The organism is Pseudomonas sp. NPDC087185 (assembly GCF_044744955.1).
Taxonomy (GTDB): Bacteria; Pseudomonadota; Gammaproteobacteria; order Pseudomonadales; family Pseudomonadaceae; genus Aquipseudomonas.
Genome location: NZ_JBIUZK010000007.1, coordinates 80360 through 104799, shown reverse-complemented (window position 1 = coordinate 104799; position 24440 = coordinate 80360). Strand labels below are relative to the sequence as shown.

The 24440-nt window shown below is 57.1% G+C and carries 20 protein-coding genes and 1 pseudogene; 11 read left to right on the top strand and 10 right to left on the bottom strand.

The window, feature by feature from the left end:
* The first annotated feature begins 62 nt into the window (after positions 1-62).
* The 3 genes from ACIPIJ_RS22990 to ACIPIJ_RS22980 are packed head-to-tail and all read left to right on the top strand — an operon-like array spanning position 63 to position 4459.
* Positions 63-2135: a hydantoinase/oxoprolinase family protein gene (locus ACIPIJ_RS22990; protein ID WP_401080876.1), complete on the top strand. Its 2073-nt coding sequence runs from the start codon at positions 63-65 to the stop codon at positions 2133-2135.
* A gap of 15 nt (positions 2136-2150) precedes the next feature.
* Entirely contained in the window at positions 2151-3947 is a 1797-nt protein-coding gene (locus ACIPIJ_RS22985; protein ID WP_401080873.1) for a hydantoinase B/oxoprolinase family protein, read from the top strand.
* On the top strand, positions 3944-4459 hold the full coding sequence (locus ACIPIJ_RS22980; protein WP_401080870.1) for a gamma carbonic anhydrase family protein: 516 nt from the start codon (positions 3944-3946) through the stop codon (positions 4457-4459). Before ACIPIJ_RS22985 ends, ACIPIJ_RS22980 begins: the two co-directional genes overlap by 4 nt.
* A gap of 45 nt (positions 4460-4504) precedes the next feature.
* Here ACIPIJ_RS22980 and ACIPIJ_RS22975 read toward each other — a convergent pair whose 3' ends face one another.
* On the bottom strand, positions 4505-5302 hold the full coding sequence (locus ACIPIJ_RS22975; protein ID WP_401080867.1) for a GntR family transcriptional regulator: 798 nt from the start codon (positions 5300-5302) through the stop codon (positions 4505-4507).
* Positions 5303-5534: 232 nt separating this feature from the next.
* Here ACIPIJ_RS22975 and ACIPIJ_RS22970 point away from each other — a divergent pair, with 232 nt between their 5' ends.
* The 3 genes from ACIPIJ_RS22970 (at position 5535) to ACIPIJ_RS22960 (ending at position 8959) form a co-directional block, all read left to right on the top strand.
* Positions 5535-6743 carry an alpha/beta hydrolase family protein gene (locus ACIPIJ_RS22970; RefSeq protein ID WP_401080864.1) on the top strand — a complete coding sequence of 403 codons (1209 nt, stop codon included), beginning with the start codon at positions 5535-5537 and terminating at the stop codon, positions 6741-6743.
* 168 nt (positions 6744-6911) lie between these two features.
* Positions 6912-7898 (top strand): DMT family transporter, encoded by a 987-nt coding sequence (locus ACIPIJ_RS22965; protein ID WP_401080863.1) that lies wholly within the window; start codon positions 6912-6914, stop codon positions 7896-7898.
* A gap of 41 nt (positions 7899-7939) precedes the next feature.
* Entirely contained in the window at positions 7940-8959 is a 1020-nt protein-coding gene (locus ACIPIJ_RS22960; protein ID WP_401080860.1) for a branched-chain amino acid aminotransferase, read from the top strand.
* Between the two features lie 153 nt (positions 8960-9112).
* Here ACIPIJ_RS22960 and ACIPIJ_RS22955 read toward each other — a convergent pair whose 3' ends face one another.
* Complete coding sequence (locus ACIPIJ_RS22955; RefSeq protein ID WP_401080858.1) at positions 9113-9526, bottom strand: 2Fe-2S iron-sulfur cluster-binding protein; 414 nt, start codon at positions 9524-9526, stop codon at positions 9113-9115.
* Positions 9527-9616: 90 nt separating this feature from the next.
* Positions 9617-9907 carry a hypothetical protein gene (locus ACIPIJ_RS22950; protein WP_401081344.1) on the bottom strand — a complete coding sequence of 97 codons (291 nt, stop codon included), beginning with the start codon at positions 9905-9907 and terminating at the stop codon, positions 9617-9619.
* A gap of 57 nt (positions 9908-9964) precedes the next feature.
* On the opposite strand from ACIPIJ_RS22950, the pseudogene ACIPIJ_RS22945 reads away from it, so the two are divergent.
* A pseudogene (locus tag ACIPIJ_RS22945) lies at positions 9965-10222 on the top strand (2,3-dihydroxybenzoate-AMP ligase); the annotation flags it as partial.
* A 513-nt stretch (positions 10223-10735) separates the two neighbouring features.
* Here ACIPIJ_RS22945 and ACIPIJ_RS22940 read toward each other — a convergent pair.
* From ACIPIJ_RS22940 to ACIPIJ_RS22930, 3 genes are all read right to left on the bottom strand, one after another.
* Positions 10736-11572, bottom strand: coding sequence for an alpha/beta hydrolase (locus ACIPIJ_RS22940; protein ID WP_401081342.1), 837 nt, complete (start codon positions 11570-11572; stop codon positions 10736-10738).
* A gap of 619 nt (positions 11573-12191) precedes the next feature.
* On the bottom strand, positions 12192-12509 hold the full coding sequence (locus ACIPIJ_RS22935; protein WP_266033216.1) for a DUF2790 domain-containing protein: 318 nt from the start codon (positions 12507-12509) through the stop codon (positions 12192-12194).
* Positions 12506-15670 (bottom strand): efflux RND transporter permease subunit, encoded by a 3165-nt coding sequence (locus ACIPIJ_RS22930; protein WP_266033213.1) that lies wholly within the window; start codon positions 15668-15670, stop codon positions 12506-12508. The genes ACIPIJ_RS22935 and ACIPIJ_RS22930 overlap by 4 nt, the downstream gene beginning before the upstream one ends.
* 309 nt (positions 15671-15979) lie before the next feature.
* Between ACIPIJ_RS22930 and ACIPIJ_RS22925 the strand changes: the two genes are divergently transcribed.
* Together ACIPIJ_RS22925 and ACIPIJ_RS22920 are read left to right on the top strand one after the other, a co-directional pair.
* Entirely contained in the window at positions 15980-16669 is a 690-nt protein-coding gene (locus tag ACIPIJ_RS22925; RefSeq protein WP_266033210.1) for a response regulator transcription factor, read from the top strand.
* A gap of 61 nt (positions 16670-16730) precedes the next feature.
* Positions 16731-18008 carry an ATP-binding protein gene (locus ACIPIJ_RS22920; RefSeq protein WP_401080853.1) on the top strand — a complete coding sequence of 426 codons (1278 nt, stop codon included), beginning with the start codon at positions 16731-16733 and terminating at the stop codon, positions 18006-18008.
* Between the two features lie 2 nt (positions 18009-18010).
* On the opposite strand, the gene fliE is transcribed toward ACIPIJ_RS22920, so the two are convergent.
* On the bottom strand, positions 18011-18340 hold the full coding sequence (gene fliE / locus ACIPIJ_RS22915) for a flagellar hook-basal body complex protein FliE (RefSeq protein ID WP_266033205.1): 330 nt from the start codon (positions 18338-18340) through the stop codon (positions 18011-18013).
* A 358-nt stretch (positions 18341-18698) separates the two neighbouring features.
* Positions 18699-19622, bottom strand: a complete 924-nt coding sequence (locus tag ACIPIJ_RS22910; protein ID WP_401080849.1) for a LysR family transcriptional regulator — start codon at positions 19620-19622, stop codon at positions 18699-18701.
* 350 nt (positions 19623-19972) lie between these two features.
* Between ACIPIJ_RS22910 and ACIPIJ_RS22905 the strand changes: the two genes are divergently transcribed.
* Positions 19973-21340: an MFS family transporter gene (locus ACIPIJ_RS22905; RefSeq protein ID WP_401080846.1), complete on the top strand. Its 1368-nt coding sequence runs from the start codon at positions 19973-19975 to the stop codon at positions 21338-21340.
* Positions 21341-21412: 72 nt separating this feature from the next.
* Here ACIPIJ_RS22905 and ACIPIJ_RS22900 read toward each other — a convergent pair whose 3' ends face one another.
* Positions 21413-22087, bottom strand: a complete 675-nt coding sequence (locus ACIPIJ_RS22900; protein WP_401081339.1) for a nitroreductase family protein — start codon at positions 22085-22087, stop codon at positions 21413-21415.
* Between the two features lie 102 nt (positions 22088-22189).
* Here ACIPIJ_RS22900 and ACIPIJ_RS22895 point away from each other — a divergent pair, with 102 nt between their 5' ends.
* On the top strand, positions 22190-23086 hold the full coding sequence (locus ACIPIJ_RS22895; protein ID WP_401080844.1) for a LysR family transcriptional regulator: 897 nt from the start codon (positions 22190-22192) through the stop codon (positions 23084-23086).
* Positions 23087-23129: 43 nt separating this feature from the next.
* Here the strand turns inward: ACIPIJ_RS22895 and ACIPIJ_RS22890 are convergent, their stop codons facing one another.
* On the bottom strand, positions 23130-24419 hold the full coding sequence (locus tag ACIPIJ_RS22890; RefSeq protein ID WP_401080841.1) for a dicarboxylate/amino acid:cation symporter: 1290 nt from the start codon (positions 24417-24419) through the stop codon (positions 23130-23132).
* Positions 24420-24440: the final 21 nt, after the last annotated feature.

The following is a 24440-nucleotide window of genomic DNA, read 5'->3' as shown; positions in this document are numbered from 1 at the left end:
TAATTTGACTGCCCAGGGACATCCCCCTCCCAAAGACCACGTTTGCCTCCAGGAGACGAGCTATGAGATTTGCAGTGGATACAGGCGGCACCTTCACGGACTTGATCATCGAGGACCGCAACGGCCAGTTGAACATGTTCAAATCCCCGACCATTCCGGCGGACCCGATCAGCGGTGTGCTAGAAGCACTTCAGGTAGCGGCCAATGGGCTTGGCCTGGAGCGTCGAGCCATGCTTGAACAAGGCGAGATGTTCATCTACGGCACCACACATGCCATCAATGCGATCATCACGGGGCACACAGCGCGCACCGCCTTACTGGTCCCGGAAGGACATCGCGACATCCTCACGTTGCGCGAGGGTGGGAGGCTGGAGCCTTTCAACTTCACCGTGCCGTACCCAGAACCCTTCGTACCGCGAGCCTTGACCTGGGAAATCCCCGGGCGCCTGTTAGCGGATGGCGCAGAGCTGGAGGCACTAGATGAACAGGCAGTACTGCAAACAATCGAGCAGCTACGTCAAGCGGAAGTGCAAGCGGTGGCCGTTTGCCTGCTATGGTCGATCGTAAATCCAGCGCACGAGCTGCGTATCGGCGAACTGCTCGAAGCACACCTGCCCGGCGTGCCCTATACCCTGTCCCATCAGCTGAATCCGATCCCACGCGAATTCCGCCGGGCCTCTTCGGCCTGCATTGACGCCTCGCTCAAACCCATGATGCGCGCCTACATGCACACGCTGGTCCAGCGTTTGCGAGACGCAGGCTTCCCGGGACGTGTCGTGGTGGTGACCTCCCAAGGCGGCGTTATGGATGCCGAGCATGTTGCCGAGGCGCCTATCCATCTGATCAACTCCGGCCCGTCGATGGCACCGATCTCCGGCAAGTACTTTGCCTTGGCGGATGAGGGGGCAGACACTGCGATCATCGCCGACACCGGCGGCACCACCTACGATGTCAGCCTGGTCAGGCGCGGCGTCGTACCGCGGTCACAGGAAACCTGGATTGGCGCACCCTACCGCGGCATCATGACCGGCTTCCCTTCCGTCGATGTGAAAAGCGTCGGCGCCGGCGGCGGCTCCATTGCGTGGGTGGACGACGGCGGCATGCTCCACGTCGGCCCGCAAAGCGCCGGGGCCGCGCCAGGGCCCGCCTGCTACCGGCGGGGCGGTGAACACCCCACTGTCACTGACGCCTCCTTGGCACTGGGCTACATCGACCCGGACTTCTTCCTTGGCGGAAAAATGAAGCTTGACGCTCAAGCGTCCCGAGATGCCATTGAACAATACGTCGCCAAACCGCTAGGCATGAGCATTGAAGATGCCGCAGCGGCAATTATCACAGTGGCCACCGAAAACATGGTGCAGGCGATCAATGACATCACCATCAACCAGGGCATCAACCCGCGCGAAGCGGTGCTCATCGGCGGTGGTGGTGCAGCCGGCCTGAACTCGGCGTTGATCGCAAGGCGCCTCGACTCGCCCAGCCTGGTCATCCCACAAGTGGGAGCAACCATGAGTGCGGCGGGCGCCATGATGTCCGAGCTGACATCGCACTTCCAGCGCACTCGGTTTACCCGCACGGACTCGTTCGACTTCGAAGGTGTAAGCGCCACACTGGCAAGCCTGCTGGCCCAATGTAAGGACTTCATCGCAGGCCCGGGCCGTGGCTCGCTGCAACAAACCATCACATTCTGGGCCGAGGCACGGTATCAGGAGCAGGTATGGGAGTTGGAGGTGCCCCTACGAGGCCTTGAACTGAGCACCACCCAGCACCTAGGCGAGCTGATAGAAGATTTCCACCAGGTGCACGAAGACGTCTTTGCCATCCGAGACACTCATTGCGCCATCGAAATCGTCGGCTGGCGCGCAACCGTCGCCTGCCGCATTCGCGCCCAGGACGGCGCAACTCTGGCCAATGCCAAAGCCGGCCCGATCGAGCAGCCAATCCGCCGCGCCTACTTCGCCGGCCACGGCTACACCGAGACCAAGGTGGAGCGTTTCGAAGCCATGCAACCAGGCAACCCCGTGCAAGGTCCCGCCATCATCGAATCCTCGTTCACCACCGTGGTGCTCAACCCTGGTGATACCGCCGAACGCCGCCCTAGCGGCAGCCTTTCCATCATTCCAGGTCGCGACTGAGCTTAGGAGTTGTCCATGAAACAGACCCAGCATTCCTCTACCAGTGGCGTACAACTGGCCGTCATCACCAACCGCCTGGAAGGTATCGCCCGCAAGATGGCGAACACCTTGCTTCGCAGTGGCCGCTCCGGCGTGCTCAACATTGCTCGGGACTTTTCGTGCTGCATTGTGACCGCAGACTGTGACCTGCTGGCTGCAGCGGAAAGCTTGCCCATTCATGTTCTCTGCGGCCCGGACATGATGAGCAGAACAATGAAGGAGTATCACCCAGAGCTGCGCCGTGGTGATGCCTTCCTGCATAACTCGCCGTATCACGGATGCTCCCATCCGGCCGACCACACCATCCTGGTGCCCGTCATCGATGATCAAGGCATCCACCGCTACACCGTGGTCGCCAAAGCTCACCAGGCGGACTGTGGTAACTCGGAGCCGACGACATACATGGGCTCGGCCCGTGACGTTTACCATGAAGGCGCATTGATCTTCCCAGCGGTGAAGATCCAGTCGCAGTACCGCAATGTCGATGATGTCATTCGCATGTGCAAGATGCGTATCCGCGTGCCTGAGCAATGGTGGGGCGACTACCTGGCAATGATGGGGGCGGCCCGCATCGGCGAGCGAGAGCTGCTGGCACTGGGCGAGGAGCTGGGCTGGCAGACTCTGGAAGACTATTCCCGCGACTATCTGAACTACTCCGAGCAGCGCATGATCAGCGCCATCAACAAACTCGCCGCGGGTAAGACCCAAGGCCAAAGCACCCATGACCCACTGTTTGAGAGCATGCCGGAAACGGGCTTGACCGTGACCTCCAAGGTCACGATCGACAACCAGCAGGGTAAAGTCGTAATCGACCTTACGGACAACCCAGACAGCCTGGCGTGCGGCTTGAACCTGAGCGAAGCCTGTGCCCGCACAGCTGCTATGGTCGGGGTATTCAACAGCGTGGAACACAGCGTGCCGAAGAATGCCGGCTCGTTCCGCCGCATCGACATCCTGCTGCGCGAAGGATGCGTGGTGGGTATTCCGGTGCATCCGACGTCTTGTTCGGTTGCCACGACTAACCTTGCCGATCGGGTGGCCAACTCGGTGCAGACGGCCATTGCGGAGCTGGAGGACGGCGCGGGGTTGGCCGAGTGCGGGGCTGTGATTCCTCCTTCCATTGGTGTTATATCCGGCATCGACCCCAAGACCGGCCACGCTTTTATCAACCAGTTGTTCCTAGGCTTCACAGGCGGTGCAGGCGCCCCCTTCGCTGATGCCTGGCAAACCATCGGCCACGTCGGCAATGCCGGCTTGTGCTTCCAGGACAGCGTGGAGCTCGACGAAATGCGCCACCCCTTGCTGATCCGCTCCCGTAGTTTCGTCACCGACAGTGAAGGTGCCGGTCGCTTCAACGGTGCTCGTAGCATGTTCGTGGAATTCGGGCCAGTGGGCTGCGCAATGGACCTGGGTTATGTCAGTGATGGTCACATAAATGCCCCAAAAGGTGTGCGTGGCGGATTACCGGGCGCAGCGTCGAAGCAATACCGGCGCCATGTTGATGGTGCGCTGGAAGCCCTGCCAGGCGGAGCCCTTATTCATTTGCTCGACGGTGAGACGATACTCTCGTATTCGTGCGGCGGAGGCGGCTACGGCCACCCCCACGAACGCGCTCCTGAACAAGTGCGCAAAGATGTCAGCGAGGGCTATCTCAGTGCTAGCCGTGCTCGGGACGTGTTCGGGGTTGTGGTCGATGAGCATGGCCTAGGAGTGGACCTGGAAGCCACTCAGGCACTACGCGAAGGGGCCGACGCAATGCCGGAGCTGCCATGATCCTGGCCTATCTCGGCACCCGGCCAGAGCTGGGGAAAGACTGCTTCGTGGCTGAGAATGCCACAGTGGTCGGCCAAGTCACTTTGGGGAACCGCAGTTCGGTGTGGTTCAACGCCGTGCTACGCGGAGACGTGGAGCGCATCGAAGTCGGCACGGAAAGCAACCTGCAGGACGGCGTAATCGTGCATGCCGACCCTGGCAGCCCGGTACGCATCGGCAACCGGGTTACCGTTGGTCACGCGGCAGTGCTGCACGGTTGCACGGTCGAAGAAGGGGCGCTGATCGGTATTGGCGCCACCGTGCTGGACGGCGCAGTGATCGGTAGCCAATCGCTGATCGCGGCTGGATCGCTGATACCTCCCGGAAAACAGATCCCGCCCCGCTCACTGGTCATGGGGGCTCCCGGCAAGGTCGTCAGGTCGTTGACGCAAGACGAATTGCAATCACTGGCGTGGGCAGCAGACGAGTACGTGCACCTGGCACGCGGCTTCCTTACGCAACAACCTGACTGAACCACCCAAGGGGCGCCACGCTAGCGTGGCGCCCCGCGCTGCCGGTCACGCCGACGCAGGCCTGCGGCCACGGGGCTTGCGAGTAACCTTGATAGGCTCAAGCAAACTGCCATCTTCTGCGAAGATCTGCTCTTTATACCATCGCGCTGCATCGATGATGTCGGCGCGCATGGCTTCGCCAACAGCTTCAGCATCACGTTTGGCGAGGGCCGCGAGAATATTGTAGTGATGTGCGATACCACGCTCGTGCAAGCTGTGTGCGGCGGTATGCATGTGTTTCATCACAGCAGCGATGTAGGGGCCGCTTTGCAACCACAACCGCTCAATGATCGATAGCAATGTATCCGAACCGGACGCGCGATAAATCTCAAAATGTAGCTGTTCATTGGCCACCACGGCTTCGGCGATTAGTTCGCTGTCGACCGCATGACTGTACGCCTCGGCCGCGCGCTTGATACGCGAGAACGCAGCCGTGTCCATACGCTCGGCGGCCAGTGATGCTGCACGCGCCTCAACCGTAGCCCGTGCCTCGATTAGATCGTCCAAGCGCTGCACCGTGACCATGGGAACGCCTAAGGTCCGGTTGGCGAGCATTTCCAGAGCGCCTTCGGTGAGGAGCCGGTTAACCGCCTCGCGCACCGGCATGGTACTTGTTCCTAATTGCTCGGCCAGCCCGCGGATGGTGACAGCAGCCCCTGGTGCATAGCGCCCCGAGCGCAAAGCATTGGCAAGCGCCTCATAAGCCTGCTCGCGCAGAACAGAACTACTGAGCTTACCAAAGGCGGGCGCGCCATCGTCACTTTCAAGCAGGGACGGATCCCTCATGGAATCGGCCTTGAGCATAGAAACCTCGCTTATGTCGACGACCATCCAAGCCGCCGGATATCACAGTTGTGATCACAATTGTAGGGGTATCAGACATTCGGTGTCGACGTCTTTCACCTCAAAAACCGTGATCACATAAATTGCTGAAATGCCAAAAACCAGATAGAGGCGCGCAAAAAACCCTATTTACGTGATCACATATCTCATTATATAGTCGAGTCAGATTCCTTCACGACAATGCGAGGTAGTAATGGACAGTATGCGCAAAGGCCAACGCTGGGTTCTTGACTCGTTCCTGGCTATCGGTGGGCTGGATGTACTGCACCCTGACGCGGGTGCGATCTTTGAACAGATTGGTTACGACTCAAACGACATCAAGCGGGTATTCGACCCAGTAAAGGCAGGCTCCATGCTACCGTCCGCCTGGTCTGCGGCAGCCCGCGAGATTGAAGGCCGAGCCCAGTACTGGGAAAGCCGAGGCTGTCGAGCAACGGCCCGCCGGCTCTACGAACGAGCCACGCTGCTGTATGCCCGCACCCATTACTCGATCCTCGGCGATGATCCTCGCCGTGCGCGATACCTGAAAAAGCTCATCAGTTGCTTCGACAAGGTGATCGAGTTTTCCGCGCAGCCCATTGAGCGAGTCGCCCTTCCCTTCGAGGGCAAGCACCTTCACGGCATTCTCGAAACGCCAGCAGGTGCCAGTAAAGTCCCCTGCGTGATCATGTTGCCGGGCATGGACATGTTCAAAGAGGACTGGCACAAGCTGATCGAGCAGCGAATCCTTCCTCGCGGTTGGGCCGGTTTTGCGCTGGATGGGCCCGGTCAAGGGGAGTCTCTCACCAAGGGACTCAAAATGACCCTGGATAACTACGACCGAGCTATCAGCCGAGTGATCGACTTCCTCAGCGAGCACCCTGCCATCGACCCTGATCGTATCGTGATCATGGGTTCGAGCATGGGCTCATGGTGGGCGACCCGTGCCGCAGCAGTGGAGCCACGTATCCGCGCTATTGCCGCCAACATGTCCAATCTGGGTGACAAGTACGTGCTGCTCAATCAGGCCCAGCCAAGCTTCATGTCGAACCTGATGTTCATGACTGGGATCAGCGATACGCAGGAGATCCAATCGCTGTCTCAAGCAATGACCTTGGACGCTATCGCCCCACAGGTGAAGGTCCCGTACCTGATCATTACCGGTGAGAATGATGAACTCACTACCCTTGAGTCGACGATTGACGTTTATGACAGGTTGCAAGGACCGAAAGAACTGTGGATCTATCAGTACGAATTCCATCCGATAGGAGCGCAGTCGGATGAGTGGCTGACGGCATCATTGGATTGGCTGGACCAAGCCATGCACGGCACGTTTGAGAACAGCCATGAAAAACGCACGTTCATCACCAAACAAGGGCAATACCTTGAGGGCAATGGTGAGCCGTGCTGGTGGAACCCCTGATCCAGCAGCGGAGTAATGATCCTCATAGCCACCACTCCGACGTCATCAGCCCGTGCATGACCCAGGGCTGATGACAGGTGTATGAAGCTTACGAAAATAAAAACAACAACTCGACTTCAATTTATGGACACGACCTGCCTCCCACTCCAAAGCCAGGCGGAACCTTAAATGGACAAGACTTTTCTCCCTGGTCATCCTTCCAGGAAGTTAAAAATGCTCAATGATTCAAGGTCAGTTCTTACTGCATCACCCGCACGCTTGAAGCTCTCTAGCCAAACAAAGGGCGTGTTGCTGTTAGCCGTTGCCATTCTGATGTGGGGGGCGAATTGGCCTGTGATGAAAAGCGGCTTGAACCACATCACTCCCATATGGTTTTCCACGCTACGCTTCGCACTTGGGGCGGCTTGTCTTTTTGTCATTCAAGCAGCCACTGGAAAACTCATAATTCCCAAGCGCCATGACGTACCCCTCATCGCAAGTGTTGGGTTATTGCAAATGATGACCTTCACTGTACTAGGTGCGGTGGCGATGACACATGTGGATGCCGGACGCTCTGCTGTCCTGGCTTACACCACCCCCCTCTGGGTGTTGCCCATTGCCGTATTGCTTCTGCACGAAAGACTGAGCCGTAGAGAGTTCATGGGAACATTTATGGGTGTGATGGGCGTATTGATACTGTTCAATCCGCTGTCGCTGGACTGGAGTAACCGGCCCTTGGTCCAAGCTAACTTCATGCTATTAGCTGCATCGCTTTGCTGGGCGCTAAGCATGCTTCATCTACGTTACAGCAGAAATAGCTCATCGGCTTACCAACTGGCCCCGTGGCAGATGGCATTGGCTTGTATTCCACTTTCAATTCTTTCCTGGTGGGTAGAGGGGCCATACACCGGTGATGGCTCGCGCACGCTCTGGGAAATTCTGTTGTTTATGGGACCCCTGGCAACCGCTTTCTGCTTCTGCGCGGTTAATGCAGCCAGTAGCTGGCTTTCCAGCACCAGTATGTCCACCGCCATGCTGGGCGTGCCCGTAGTAGGGCTGATGATGTCTGTCCTCTTCACTGATGAGGTACTGACACTGCCATTACTGCTGGGCGTTTTAGCAATCCTTGTCGGTATCTTGGTAACGATTACCCGACACCTTGGCAGCGCCAACTGAGTCCAACGCTTTGAATGTCCCCCCCTGATAACGAGGCACTCATGACTTCGCAGATAATCGACTGGCCTACGCTTGGATTCAACTACATCAAAACTGACCTGCGCTACCTCTCCTATTGGCGCGAGGGTAGATGGGATAAAGGCAAATTGGTAGAAGACAACCAATTGCATATCAGCGAGGGGTCGACGGCCTTACATTATGGCCAACAATGTTTCGAAGGTTTGAAGGCGTACCGTTGCAAGGATGGATCAGTAAACCTGTTTCGCCCCAATCAGAACGCGCGGCGCATGCAGCGCAGTTGCGCGCGAGTTCTGATGCCTGAAGTCAGTGAGCAACAGTTTATTGATGCCTGCAAAGCGGTTGTACGCCACAACGAACGGTTTATTCCACCTTACGGCTCCGGCGGGGCACTCTACCTACGGCCATTCGTAATAGGTGTGGGTGACAATATTGGCGTTCGCGCGGCGCCTGAGTTCATTTTTTCTGTATTCTGCATTCCAGTCGGTGCCTACTTCAAAGGGGGCATGAAGCCCCATGACTTCGTGATATCCCATTATGATCGGGCCGCACCGCACGGCACAGGCGCAGCAAAGGTGGGTGGCAACTATGCCGCAAGTCTGATGCCGGGCGCCGAAGCCAAGCTGAAGGGATTTGCAGATTGCATTTATCTTGACCCTGCTACCCACACTCGCATCGAAGAAGTGGGATCGGCCAACTTTTTCGCCATTACTCACGACGACACATTCATCACACCGCGCTCCAATTCCGTTCTTCCAGGTATTACACGTCTATCACTAATGGAACTGGCTAGTCAGCGTCTCGGTTTCAAGGTGATCGAGGATGATGTTTTGGTGGATAACCTCGAGTATTTCAAGGAAGCAGGCGCCTGTGGTACTGCTGCGGCCATCACGCCTATCGGTAGCATCCAGCATGGACATAAACAATATATCTTCCATAGCCGAGACGAGGCTGGCCCAATCATTCGCCAACTTTTCAATGAGCTGAGTGGAATTCAGGTAGGGGACCGTGAAGCACCTGAGGGATGGATCGTTAAAGTATAGGAACTGGCTGGATGGTTTTCGAGTCCATGAAGCGTTGAGTGAGATCAGACGAGAGCGGCCTAGTCTTCCCCAAGTATTGAAGTCGGCGTACAGCGAGTGGAATCACGTGGTTGGCGACCAGCAGGTCGCTGCCACCAGCACAAATAGAAGAGCCTAGGCTACTCGCCGTTCAGCGGGCAACTGATCGGTTGCAAGGCATAGTGCTCGTCCCACTCGCCCGCACACCCAGCGCGACTGGGGGCAAAATTGGGGGCACAGCTTCAATTTTACGCGCTGAATCCACCGATCTAGAGCCATGTCCAAATGACTTCGGTCGAGCGTGAGGGTCGGCGTGAAAGCTCGAGAAACGCACATCGTCATCACGTTTCCCTGCGCCCGCTCGCTTTCACTGAGCAGCAGGTCGCGATGATCCGGCACCCCATCCAGCACCCGCGTCTCGCACATGCCGCACACACCCTGTTCACAGGATGACGCCACTTCGTACCCCGCCGCCCGCAGCGCCGGCATCATCGTGCAACCGAGCGGCACCTGCAGTTGAGTGCCGCTGCGAACAAGAATGATCGTCAACGCTTAACCACCCTGCTCCACCGGCGCCTGCACCGGGGCGAAGCGCTCCAGGTGCAGGCGCTCCAGCAACCCTGCCTCGGCAAAATGCCGTCAGGTCATCCAGCAGCGCTGCCGGCCCACAGCTGTAAACCTGACGCCCAGCCCGTGCAGCGGCCACAACGGCGTCCAGGTCGAGCAGGCCGACCTCGTCATCGGCACGACCTCGACACGACCCGCGCCCATGACCTGCAGCTCATCAATGAAGGCCATCGACTGGCGCGAACGACCGCCATAGAGCATTTGCCAATCGAAACCCGCGCGCTGGGCGGTCTGCGCCATGGCCATGATGGGCGTAACCCCGATGCCGCCAGCGACAAACAGATAGGCTTCACCTTCCTGCATCGTGAAGGCGTTGCGCAGCCCGCGTATAGCCAGTTGCTGGCCCAGACGCAAGGCACCATGCACCTCACGCGAACCGCCCCGGCCATTGGCCTCCAGCAGCACGGCGATGCGCAAGCTGCGACGCTGCTGGGCGGCGCCAAGCTGCATCGCGAACTGGCCCACAAGGCGATTGCCAATGCCAGTATCCGGCTTCAGCAAGTTTTCGGCATGGCTGAGGGGCTGGTCTGTTACACCTGTACAAACGACCCAACGGAAGTCGTGGCGTCCATCCAGGGTACTCCCATGTCCGAGCTGGATGAGGTCGAGCTGCGGGGCCAAACCGATACTGCTGGAGAACTCTGTGCCCGCGGTCCTTACATGATTCCAGGCTATTTCAATGACCCGCATGCCGATCGACAGGCATTCGATCAGCGAGGGTTCTGCCGCAGCGGGAACCTAGTACGGCATGCTCATGGCGATTATTTGGAAGTGATTGGCCGTAGCGTAGAAACCCTCAACCGCAATGGGGAAAAGATTGACCCCCACGAAGTTGAAAACGTGATAATGAAGCATCCAGCAGTGATTGATGCCGTTCTGGTCGGGCTGACTGCAGCCGATGGCACGCTGCGTCTGGTACTCTTTGCCATTGCCACTCAGCCGCTCACGCTGGTGCAGGCGCGCGCATACCTAGTATTGACTTCCCGCAGCGCTCTGGATGTCGAGCGCCTGACTTCTACCGACCACCTGATGGCCCATGGACTGACCTCCATGGAGATGCTCCAACTGGTTGACTATTTCAACGACCAAGACTTTTTGATCTCGGCTATGCCGACCTTTACCGTCAATGCTCTATCCGCGATTGGCTGGTTTTGCTGGCAGGGCGAATTGAGGCGCATGGAACCAGTGAGCCAAGTCGCGAATGACAGTACCGGCGATGGGCCTGCGGCGGGCGTAGTCCTGCTCGGGACGCCCCGACTGACTACGTTTGAACAGATGGTCCAGCCCCTCGTACGCTCGCCATTGGCAAGCAGGGCGCTGGTCGGCGGCGCTCACCCATTGCTCAAAGTCGAGCTGCGGAGAGATCTGCTCGTCAGCCAGCCCCTGCAACAACAGCAGGGGCGTATGAGTGTCGATATTGAGCCAGACGGCAGGATGGTGCTCACGTATGGCCGCCAAATAAACTGAAGACATGCCAAACGCAAGCTTTTCTGACCCACGCGGTGCGCTGGCTACTGTACGCAAGCACTCAAGATCCCGCTGCAGATCCTGCGCCTCGTTTTCGTTCAACAAGGGCAACAGTCCGTTGGCTTGTGCTGCTATAAGGTTTTCCAAGGTACGCCAGGGTGCCGCCATCGCAACGACGCCGGCAAGTGGTGCTCCTATTTGTGTCTGCCGCCAAGCAATAAGTGGCGCGACATAGCCACCCAGACTATGCCCCAGGAGATAAACCGGACTGTCGGGTAGATTGAGAGCCAAGGCGCGGAGGATCGCCATGACGGGCAAGACGTATTCTTCATGGACTGTGCCGCTAATTACCGCATTAGCTGGCATCCTTTTGTCAAAGCGCACCGTGCCGATGCCCCGCCCCGCCAGCTCCCAGGCCAACTCAGAAAAAATATGACTGGGTCCGATGGTGTAGTCGGCATTCTGAGGACCTGAACCTGGAAGTAATACTACGACGGGCATAATGCGGTACTGCCGTCGAGGCAGGCACAGTAAGCCTAATAGTTGCTGGGTATCCGGATGATGCAACCGTTGCTCTCTGAAACGGCGCCCCCTGGCAAGCCTGAAAAAGGGAACGGCAGCCAGCCCGATGATGCTGTCGGTGAAGCGCGCGGTGAAACGCACGCTGGTGCCACCTACGCGCATTAGACACTCGATGCGTCCACCTGGCCGTTCGCGCAATGAGCGCGGCACTGCCACTGTCACCAAAGCCTGTAACGGTCGTAAGACATCGTCTGTTAGGCGCTCAACAACCGTCGAGTGCGCTTCCTCACGAATCCTGTCGAAGTACCCTGCGCGCAAATTGCTCAACAATCGTCGGAACCGTTTGCGCGGTGAATAATCCTTCATGCACCACCCTAGATTTCTTGGCCCACCACTACGGTTTTCAGACAGATAGGCCGATAATAGATGGCAAGTACTTCCGTGCAATCAACCAGACGCGGGATTGCCGTTCGCTATGAGGCCAGACGGCACATTCAGCGATCGCGACCGCGTTGAATATCCTTACCGTCTGTACAAAGTTATTGAAGACTGACGACCGAGGCACACCACGTCTCATGGTGCGCCTTCACCCTTCCTGTCAGCTTTTGGGGCACGTTCCCATTGCCGAATACAGCACCGTCGTTAGTTGTCCGGCTCTATCCTCGTACGTCATCGCCATGGGGACTAGCTCACAAGAGCTGAGCGCATCGGTCATGCCAATCATTCTGGCAATATCGAGTTTTTCGCCGTAGGCATAGTCTTTTACCACCGGTTTAGCTTTTCCTGCCTTTTGCGCGTAGGCCAGCATGGCCTCGTGATGGTCTTGCAGGCGCCCATCTTGACCGGCTGCAGCCGCGCTGGCCACAAAAAATCCAAATGCGCAGATACTCATGCGTGAATAGTAAAGCCAGCTCACTGGTTCGACTCCTTTGGTGTAACTATTGGCGGACGCGCCGCCGTTGAGATGTTCTGGGCCGGCCTGTTGCGCTGGAACATTGAGCTGACAGACAGGTAAAACAGCGGTACCCAGAAGATCGCCAGCAAAGTGCCGGTAATGACGCCACCGATCACACCTGTACCAATGGCATGCTGGCTGCCCGCCCCTGCCCCGCTTGAAAGCACCAAGGGCACCACGCCCAGCGTAAAGGCAAGCGATGTCATGATGATTGGCCGAAGGCGCATACGACACGCCATTACCGCCGCATTGAGGTGGCTCAAGCCCTGCCTGTGTAGGTCAGTGGCGAACTCGACGATCAGGATTGCGTTCTTTGCAGAGAGGCCCACAGTTGTAAGCAGGCCCACCTGGAAGAACACATCGTTCGACAAGCCCCGCATGCTGGTAAACAGCAGTGCGCCGATTACACCTAGCGGAACAACCAGCATCACGGAGAACGGGATTGACCAGCTTTCATACAGCGCGGCCAAGCACAGGAACACCACCAGCAGCGAGAGGATGAACAGTGCTGGAGCCTGATCCCCCGACAGTCGTTCCTCGTAAGACTGGCCAGTCCACGAGAAGCCCACCCCAGGCGGTAGCTCTTGAGCAATTCGCTCGATCGCTGCCATGGCATCACCCGAACTGTACCCGGGAGCCGGTTCACCTTGGATCTCCAGAGCTTGCACACCGTTGTAACGCGAGAGCTTCGGCGGACCATAACTCCATTCACCACGGGCAAACGTGGTCAGCGACACCATTTGCCCACTGGCATTGCGCACATACCATTTGGCTACGTCTTCAGGGCTCATACGCGAAGTTGCTTCACCCTGAACGTAGACCTTCTTGACTCTGCCGCGGTCAATGAAATCGTTGACATAGTTTCCGCCCCAGGCAATCGCGACGGTGTCGTTGATATCAGACAATGACAGGCCGTGGGCACGCGCACGTTCATCGTCGATGAACAGGTTGTATTGCGGCTCGTCGCGCGGTCCATTTGCCCGCACGTTCGCGAGTGCTGGCTCCTTGGCCGCCAACTCGATCAACTGGTCACGAGCCAACCCCAACGCCTCGTGCCCCAGCCCTGCGCGGTCTTGCAGGAACAGGTTGAAGCCGGTCGCATTGCCCAATTCCATTACAGCCGGCGGGGCAAATGCGTTCACCTTCGCATCGCGCAGGCCGGCAAAGTGCTGCTGCGCACGCTCCGCCAGTTCGAAGACGCCCTGCCCCGGCTCGGTACGCTGCTCCCAAGGTTTCAGCATGACGAATGCCATGCCAGAACTCTGCCCGCGACCACCGAAGTTGAAGCCGTTGACATTGAATACCGAGGAAACAACCTCCCCCTCCTCTTCCAGCAGATACCGGCGGACTTCATCTATGACCGCCTGAGTGCGCACGGCGGTAGCTCCGGAAGGCGCTTGAATCTGCGCGTACAAGACACCCTGATCCTCTTCCGGCAAAAACGCTGTAGGAATTCGGGTAAACATCCAGGCCATGGCCATTACTATTACTGCATACATCATCAGGTAAGGCAGCTTGCGCTTGAGCACGCCTACGACAGCGCGCTCGTAAGAACCAACGACTTTGTCGAACGTGCGATTGAACCAACCGAAGAACCCGCGCTTGTGGTTGTGGTCAGCGGCCGGCTGTTTGAGCATCGTGGCGCAGAGAGCCGGGGTAAAGACCAACGCGACCAATACCGACAACGCCATCGCCGACACGATAGTGATAGAAAACTGTTTGTAAATGACCCCGGTGGAACCGCCGAAGAACGCCATGGGAAGAAACACGGCCGTGAGCACCAGACCGATCCCCACAAGCGCACCTTGGATTTGATCCATCGACTTACGCGTCGCCTCCAACGGTGGCAGCCCATCTTCGACCATCACGCGCTCGACGTTTTCCACCACTACGATGGCATCATCGACCAACAAGCCGATCGCCAGCACCATGGCGAACATGGTCAGGGTGTTGATGGTGAAGCCAAACATCGCCAAAACACCGAAGGTGCCCAGCAGCACCACGGGTACCGCCAGCGTCGGGATCAGGGTGGCCCGAAAGTTCTGCAGGAACAGGTACATCACCAGGAATACCAAGACTACCGCCTCGACCAGCGTCATCAGTACGCCCTGGATGGAGGCCGAAACTACTGGAGTCGTGTCATAAGGGAACACCACCTTCATGCCCTGGGGCATGAACGGTTCCAATTCGGCGACCGTGGCACGGATGGCCTTTGCCGTATCCAGCGCGTTGGCGCCGGTTGCCAGTTTTATCGCCATACCCGAAGCTGGAAGCCCGTTGTACTGGGCGCTGACGTTGTAGCTCTCGCCGCCCAGCTCAACACGCGCCACATCGCCCAAGCGTACTTGAGACCCGTCAGCATTGACTCGGAGCAGGATGTCGGCAAATTGTTCCGCCGTCTGCAGCCGCGACTTGGCAGTGATGGTGGCGTTCAACTGCTGATCAGGAGCGGCCGGTAACCCGCCGATCTGGCCGGCAGAAGTCTGTACGTTCTGCTCCTGAATGGCCGCCTTGACGTCCACGGGGGTCAACTGGTAGCTGTTCAGGCGTGCGGGGTCCAGCCAGATGCGCATGGCGTACTGTGCACCGAACACCTGGAAGTCACCTACACCTGGGGTACGTGCGATGGGGTCTTGGATATTGGCAACCACATAGTTGCTCAAGTCCTGGTTGGTCATGCTGCCATCTTCGGAGACCACCCCGATGACGAGCAGGAAATTCTTGACCGCCTTGGTGACCCGAATGCCCTGCTGCTGGACCTCCTGTGGCAGTAACGGGGTCGCCAACTGCAATTTGTTCTGGACCTGAACCTGAGCGATGTCCGGATCGGTCCCCTGTTCAAAGGTCACCGTAAGGCTCATCCGGCCATCGGAGGTACTGTCCGACGACATGTAGCGCAGGCCGTCAATGCCGTTGAGCTGCTGTTCGATGACCTGGACGACAGTGTCCTGCACCGTTCGAGCAGACGCTCCAGGGTAGTTGACCTGGATACCAATCGCTGGTGCCGCGATACTGGGGTACTGGTTGACCGGGAGCTTGAGAATAGACAGGGCGCCCGCCAGCATGACCACCAGAGCGATGACCCAGGCGAAGACCGGGCGATCAATGAAGAATCTGGACATCAGTCTTTACCTCCGCTTGCTGCCGGTAGCCCATGTGCAGGACGCAGGCAACCGCTCATGTGGGCATGAGAGTTCAGCGAGATGCTGGAGGGGATTACAACGTTCACGATGAAGGCGCTCCTCAGTGCTTCAATCAGCGCGCTCCATAGGGGCGCGCAGGTATGAGGGAGGCAATCGTGTAGCGAAGCGAGTATTGAGCGTTAGCTAAAATAAGTTAACTATGAGCGAGAACGCTGCTGCTTTACGATTGTAAGGACTACTGCTGCGCCGGAACCGGGCTGACCACTGCCCAATCACCCGAGGATCACTGTGAAGAGCGCCTTATGCATCGAAGATGATGCGATCACCGCCGAGGAAATCGTCACCGAGTTGCGGCGTGCCGGGTTTCGGGTGGAGCACACCACCGATGGACAGAAAGGGCTCGACCTCGCTCTTAGTGGGCATTATGACGTCATCACCCTTGACCGAATGCTCCCCAACTTGGACGGCATGGCAATCGTTGCTGGCCTTCGTCAGGCTGGGCTCAACACGCCTGTACTAATGATCAGCGCCATGGCGACTTTGGATGACCGGATTCAAGGCCTACGTGCAGGAGGCGACGATTATCTGGTAAAGCCGTTCGCCTCTGAAGAAATGGCCGTGAGAGTTGAATCTCTTCTACGCAGGCAAGCGCACGATGAGCGCAAGACCCAGCTGCAATTCAAGGATCTCCATCTCGATTTACTTGAACGAAGGTTGACCTGTGCGGATCGCCATGTCGACCTTCAGAGCACGGAGTTCAAGCTTCTGGAGTTTTTGATGCGCAATGCTGGTCAGGTGGTGACGCGCGGTTTGATCTTCGAGACAGTGTGGGGATATAACTTCGATCCAGGCACCAAGTTGATAGATGTCCACCTCACCCGTCTGCGGCGCAAACTGGTTGATCTGCAATGTACGCCCTCGATCAGGACGATACGAGGCTCTGGCTTTCTGCTCGACGCGGGCGATCATGAAGCCTAGCCTCTGGCGGACCACTGCGTTCAGGCTGACGGTTAGCTACGCGGGGGTTCTAGCACTGGCCATGATGGTCCTGCTGGCACTGATCTATTGGCGCTCCACCGACTATTTCAGTCAAATTGGCGAAACGTTCGTTGTCGGCCAGGCGCGCTCGCTGCTGCATGTACCTCCTGTAGAGCTTCCGCGCGAACTGGAGCAGTTGCAACGTGGCGATATCCGCGGCATCGCCCACTACGGTCTGTTTTCAAGAGATGCACATTACATTGCCGGCAACATCAAGCATTTGCCCTCGGATTTGCCGCTGGACGGCATGCCACGTGCGTTGAACGAGCCAGGCTTTGAGTTTGGCGCCAAGGCCTCTGCTCAGGTGGTCGCAAATGGCGATATCCTGGTCGTCGGCTATGACGCCAAGACATTGAGTGGCATTAGCGACATGCTGCTGGCTCTTTTGCTCTGGTCAGGGGGTTTGAGCATAGCCGGTGGTATCGGGCTGGGCGCAATTCTAGGCTTACGCCCATTGCGCAGAGTGAAGACGGTTCAATACACAAGCCAGCGTATTGCAGAAGGTAATCTGGGTCTGCGCTTGCCTTTGTCGCGCCGAGGGGATGAGCTGGATGCGCTGTCCGCGCTGGTCAACCAGATGATGGACGAGGTTGAACACTTGATGGGTGAGGTGCGCAGTGTCGGCAACAACCTCGCGCACGACCTGAGAACGCCCTTGAATCGGTTAAGAGCACAACTACGCCGAACCATCGAGGATTTTCACTCCGAGTCCCCCGAGCGTCAGTTATCACGCCTGCATGAAGCTTTTGACGCCACGGAGCAATTGTTGACGCGCTTTCGTGCTATCCAGCGCATTGCCGAAATTGACACACATAGCCGCCGAGCCGGTATGAAAATGCTGGACCCAGGCTCGCTGATCAGCTTACTCGCTGCAGACTTCAAACCTGTCGCAGAAGAATGCGGTGTTACGCTCCTGGTCGACGTGCAAGCTGGGCCACCGCTACTGGCTGACGATGAACTACTCATGGAAGCACTGATAAACCTTTTAGACAACGCGCTGAAGTTCACGCCTGTGGGGGGCACAATCCGAGTTGCGCTGGAGCAATCCACTAGTGGTTCTAACCTGATCGTTGAAGACGACGGGCCAGGCATCCCGGCCGAGGATCGCGACCATGTGCTGTTGCGCTTTGGTCGTTGCAGTCGCGATCAGCAGGTCTTGGGAGCAGGTCTTGGCCTTGCCATCGTTGCGGCAATTGTGCGGCTGCACGGGTTTCAGCTGCGCCTGGAAGATGCATCGCCGGGGTTGCGAGCAGTTATTCAATGCGCACGGGGGCGGTAGCTTCATACGGGCATTTGCATGATGTCCTGATAAGCCTGGACTACCTTGTTGCGCACCTGAACCAGCGCTTGAGTGGAAACGCTGGCCTTCTGAGAGGCGATCATCACTTGTGTGAGATCTACACCCGTCGTGCCTAGCTCGAATGCTTTAGCCAACTGCCCGGATGCCTGTTGGTTAACATGCACTTTTTCTAACGCCTGCTTGAACAAATCAGTGAAGCTGTTCGGATTCGCAGCCCCTATCGCCAGATGGGAGGTCGTCGACAGAGGGAGCGCGGACTGCATAGAGCGCATCTCCAGTAACAGCTTGTTCACTTCAAGACCTTGTACCATTGGGCTTGTCTCCATGAGGTTCGAAAGCCACAACGCTAACCTGCCAAGCTCCCCTCCCCCAGTTAAAAAAATTTAAATGGTGGCTTGCAGAGCTGGCCTTGAATGAACGAAGTCGGTCTGCATCACCCCATTGACAGAAATGCGTGTCGGCTACGGATTGCCGCCGGTCGCTGCACTTCACCAAGCCAGATTATCCGTGACACTCGGTATTGATATCCTGGTTTTGAGCGGTAATGCGAATGCCTTCTTGCTGATGCTGAATGACAGGCGCACAACATACTGAAGCACGAGCACCGCAAACGCAGCGTCCACGCATCCGACCGCTTGAGATCATAAGCGCAATCCCACGGACTGTTGCTCACAGCATATGGCCGGCCCAAATACCCTGCTCGACCAACCGGGACGCCAGATCTACAAAGGTCTCACCCACATAGCGTGTTGCCTGGCTTACCTTCCTGTCAGCCGGTGACACCATGACCACTTTACGCATCGGGGTTGGCTCCACCAGCGGAGCAGCGCAAAGCGTACCGCTCTGCAGATGACCGTAAATCGACGCCAGTGGCAGGGCGGTTAGGCCGAAGTCATTGCGGACCAGATCTATCATTGCACCAAAGGAGTCTGCCTCAACGCTGGTAGCAAGCTTGAAACCCAGATCGGCAGCGCAACGGTCCATGATCTTGCGTAAACCATGCCGTGGGCTTGGCAACACCATGCCCTCATGAGCCAGGGCTGAGAAGTTGATTGCTTGGTCCATTTTAAGGCCGGCATTGGGCGGCCCAACCAGGACAAGATTCTCCATCATGACCGGCACGATGCGAAGGGTATGCAAAGGCTCTAAATCGTAAGAGACAGCCAACTCCAATTCACCACGCTGAATCCAGTCGAGGAGATAGCCGCTGAACGCAGATGAAATGCGGATTGATAAATCCGGATGTTCTTCGCGAATGCGTTTGACCAAACGAACTGTCATGATCTCGGCGATAGTGGGCGTGGTACCGATCGCGACTGCCCCACGGAAGGAGCCTTGAGCACCGGAGACAGAACTACGAATTGCCTCCAATTCATCCATGATGCGGGTGGCATGCTGCAAAACGCCACTGCCTGCTTCCGTGATGATCATGCCTCGACCATGACGCTCAAACAGATACACGCCCAATTCCTTTTCCAGCTGGCGTATCTGGCGACTCAACGCCGGCTGCGCTATATGCAGCCGATCAGAGGCTTTGCTGAGGCTGCCGAGCTCAGCGACATGAATCAGTGTTTTGAGCTGTACGACGTCCATAGGCTGACCATAATGAGAGGCAAGAGGCGGGTAGAAAGTCTAAAGAGACTGTTCGCAGCCAGCTATAGAATTTCAGCATATCAGATAGACATCAAGCCCCCTTATTGAAGTGCTCAGCCTGGAGTAGCTTGAAATCTAGGTCGCATCTCGTCTGCGACTCCTCACAAAAATAAAACCAGAGGATTTCATCATGCTACTTGCCTTCCCACCCCCTCTTGGCAACACGCGACCTCAACGCTTGTAGCTCCAGATATCAGCGCCAGCGCTGAGCTTTCTGCCCCCCCCTATCGCCGTGCACGGAGCGCCGTTTCGCTTCGTGGTGTCTCTCGCTTCGCCAGAGGTTGACTGCCATGCCAATTCCAGCCCAAGTCGACACCGCTCTGAATGATACCCCCGCCAAACAACCCAATCGCGTCAGGGCGATCATGGGCGCGTGCTCGGGTAACCTCGTCGAGTGGTACGACTTCTTCATATATGCGTACACCGCAATTTATTTCGCTGCTTCGTTTTTCCCCAAGGGCGACACGACGACCCAGTTGCTGGCAACCGCCGGAGTATTTGCCGTCGGCTTCTTCATGCGCCCGCTGGGAGGATGGATCTTTGGCTGGCTGGCTGATACTCGCGGTCGCAAGGTGTCAATGATTATCTCTGTGTTCATGATGTGCGGCGGGTCGCTGTTGATTGCCGTGATGCCCACTTATGAAACAGTCGGCATTGCTGCGCCGATCATGCTGGTCGTGGCGCGCTTGATTCAGGGGTTGTCCGTCGGCGCCGAATACGGGACCGGTGCCACTTACATCAGCGAAATCGCAACGCCCGGACGGCGCTGCTTCTATGGTTCCTTCCAGTATTTCACGATTATCGCAGGCCAATTGCTGGCGCTGTTCACTGTGGTTGTCCTGCAACAGACGCTGAGTGATGAGCAGCTACGCGAATGGGGCTGGCGCATTCCGTTCTTTATCGGTGCCGTGAGTGCCGTCGTCGTTGTGTATCTGCGCCGGTCGATGCACGAAACCGCATCGAAGAAGGAAATGCACCGTGAAGGTGCCGGATCGTTGCGAGGGATGTTCAAACACAAGCGTGCAGTGGGCTTGGTGATTGCCTTCACCATTGGTGGGTCGCTCTACTTCTATACCTTCACCACCTATATGCAAAAATTTCTGGTCATTTCCGCAGGTTTCGATGCTGAGACGGTGAGTTTCATCATGACCTCAGCATTGATCGGGTTCATGATCTGCCAGCCTTTGTTTGGCTTGCTGGCTGATCGACTCGGCATCAAGACTCACATGCTGCTCTTTTCAAGCCTTGGCGTTCTGCTAGTCATCCCTCTGTTGTTTGCGATCAAGGGCTCACATAATCCTTTTGTAGCCTTTGCCCTGGTATTTGGCGGATTGGTGATCGCTTCGCTATATACGCCAATCGCCGGTATCGTCAAAGCCGAACTCTTCCCGCCTGCCGTGCGCGCGCTGGGGGTGGGATTCCCTTACGCAGTGGGCAACGCAGCATTTGGAGGCACCGCAGAATATGTTGCGCTTTCATTCAGGGCCCAAGGGGTTGAAGACTATTTCTTCTTCTACGTCGCGGCGGTGCTCTGCGTGACCTTCATCGCCTCGATGCTAATGCCCAATTTGACGCGCCATGGCTATATCAGCGGTGATGGCAAGATCGAGGAGAACACCGGTATGCCGCTCAGTAAAATGCAGACCGCTCAGCATTGACAAGTAGCGCCTGCACCCACTAATTAACAAGGCTGGCAGTTCCCGGGCTGTCAGCCTTGCCAACACCCCTCATCAAACGTGATGGGTCACACTCTCGCACAGTGGCGCTCTACCCACCGCTACAAAGTTGGCAGGCGATTGCGGGTCCGCGTAGCCGAAAGATATACCGAACATAAGCTTCATCTCCTCCTCAATGCCCAGCACCTCGCGTATTGTCTGGGCGTATAGACCCAGCAGGGTTTGCGGAATGCCAGCCAAACCTCGTGCATGCAGTGACAACAGAAACGTCTGTGCGTACATACCCACATCACTGGCGCTGCGCACGTAGTCGTGAATGCGTGGCATGAAAAGCAATGCGACGTGGGGTGCATCGAAGAAGCTCAGGTTGTGCTGCATGGCCGCGAGCCTACCTGGCCGATCGTCGCGAGCCACGTTGATCGCTTCATAGCGTGCACGGCCGCTGGATTGGGCGCGCTGCGCGTGGACGCCCGTGTAGGACTGCATATCAAACTCAAAATCAGGCGTAAGATCACCGCGTGCATCAGCGGCGCGAAGTGCTTTGCTCAGTACATCGCGCGTAGCACCGCTAACAACATGGACAACCCAAGGTTGCGTATTGCAGTTTGAAGGGCTGTGCTGCGCATCCATCAAAAGCGCATCAAGCAGCGCGCGGTTCACTGGCGTGGGCAAAAATTGTCGTGCTACGCGGCGCGTGCGAACAAGCCTCTGAAAATCGTCTGCGGTCATCACGGATGAGCCTCCTGAAGAAAAGAATGCTAGCCTATTCACTCATTTGAATAGGATAAACCTGCATATGGTTGCGGCATTCAAAACGCATGGTTGCGAATCTTGAACCGTTTGCGTGCCATGGAAGTATTTGTCGCCACTTGTGAAGCCGGTTCATTCGCGGCTGCGGCTAATCGGCTGGAGATGTCGCCACAAATGGTCGCGCGCTACATTGCGGATTTGGAAGCACACCTTCAGGTACGATTGCTCAATAGAACCACTCGCCGGCAGAACCTGACCGAAATCGGGCGAGCGTATTTTGACCGCTGTATCGCAGTGCTTGCCGAAGCCAAAGCGGCCGATGCCATCGTGCTGGAAACCCGGGGCCAGCCGGCGGGTGCATTGAAAGTCAGCGCACCACAAAACTTCGGCGGACAAAGCCTGATGCCTTTTGTGACTGACTTTTTGACTGATCATCCGTTGGTATCGATCGACCTGGATCTGACCGATAGATTTGTCGACCTGATTGCGGAAGGCATCGAAGTCGCTTTCCGTATTGGCGAGCCTAAGGTCGACACCAGCAGCAGCCTGGTCATGCGCTCACTAAACCCCTATCGCCTCATCGCTTGCGCCGCCCCTGCTTACCTGCGGGCAAACGGCACGCCTCAGACACCCGCCGACCTCGCCGAACATGTTTGTCTGGGGTACGTATTCTGGGAGCGGGTAATGGACAAACAGTGGATATTCACCCGCGATGGCGTGGCCTATCCAGTGAGCGTGGGCAGCCGTTTACGTGTCAATGATGCGGGAGCTCAGTTGAACGCTGCCTTATGTGGCTTTGGCATTCTTCTCGCCGCTGAAGACCTCATTGCGCCATCGCTGGCCAGTGGTGCGCTGGTGCCAGTACTGCCGGGCTTCGATGGGCCATCCAAGCCCATGAGTCTGCTTTACCCTGCCGACAGGCTAAGGACGCTGAAGGTACGCCGGTTCATTGATGCAGCTGTCGAGCGTTTTGCTTGAGGTAGACCGTTCCCCGCCTGGGGAGCGGTCTACCTCAACCACTCTATCCAACTACCCGTTCATTGATCTGTACAGGTGCGCTCGCCGAAACAACGACAGGCTCTTGTGACAGCTCGCCTTCCCACTTGGCAACCACTGCTGTTGCGATCGAGTTACCAACCGCGTTCGTGGCAGATCTGCCCATGTCCAGAAACGTGTCGATCCCTAGAATGAGCAAGAGACCCGCTTCGGGGATGTCGAACTGCACCAGGGTCGCGGCGATGACGACCAGCGAAGCGCGCGGTACGCCTGCAAGCCCTTTGGACGTGAGCATCAGTGTCAGCAACATGAGTATCTGTGTTCCAAGCGACATATCAATGCCATAGGCCTGGGCAATGAACAGCACAGCGAAGGTGCAGTACATCATCGAACCATCGAGGTTGAATGAGTAGCCCATGGGCATGACGAAGCTTGATATTTTCCGCGAAACACCAAAGCGATCCAGCGCAGCCAGCAACTTTGGATACGCCGACTCCGAACTGGCTGTAGCAAACGCCAGCAGGAAAGCTTCTTTGATCAACCGCAGCAATGAAAATACCCTGCGCCCCAGGAACATCGCACCCGCCAGTATCAGCAGGCACCAGAGCAGTGACAGGCCTATATAGAAGTCGCGCATGAAAACGGCAAACGTCACCAAGATCGACAAGCCGTTGATCGCAACAGTCGATGCCATGGCGGCCATCACCGCCAAGGGTGCAAGCTTCATCACATAACCGGTGATCACCAACATGGCCTGCGCCAGTTCATCGGTAAGCCGCACCAGTCCTTTGGCTTTCTCCCCCAATGCCGCCAATGCAACACCAAAGAACATGGAGAATACAACGATCTGCAGGATCTCGTTGGTCGCCAGCGCCTCAGCGAACGATCTTGGTACCAAGTGGGTGACAAACCCTTTCAGGGTGAAAGCTGAGGTCTGCAGGGATGTGGTGGCATTCACATCGGGCAATGGTAGAGCCAAGTGCTGCCCCGGCTGGAGGATATTGGCCATCATCAGGCCAACCGCAAGCGACAGTAACGATGCGGTCATGAACCACAACATGGCTTTGCCGAAAACCCGGCCGACCGAGCCTGCATCGCCCATGTGCGCGATCCCGACTACCAGCGTGGAGAAGACCAATGGCCCAATCAGCATTTTGATCAGGCGCAAGAACACATCTGAGACGATCGAGACATAGCCGGCTATTTCAGTAGCAGTCGCCTTGTCAGGTGCATTGAGGAAAATGCTGTAACCGATGAGTACACCCAGCAGCATGGCCAGCAGGATCCAGCCTGCCAGCGGTAAACGGTATTTCATGAACCACCTGTAATCGAGTAA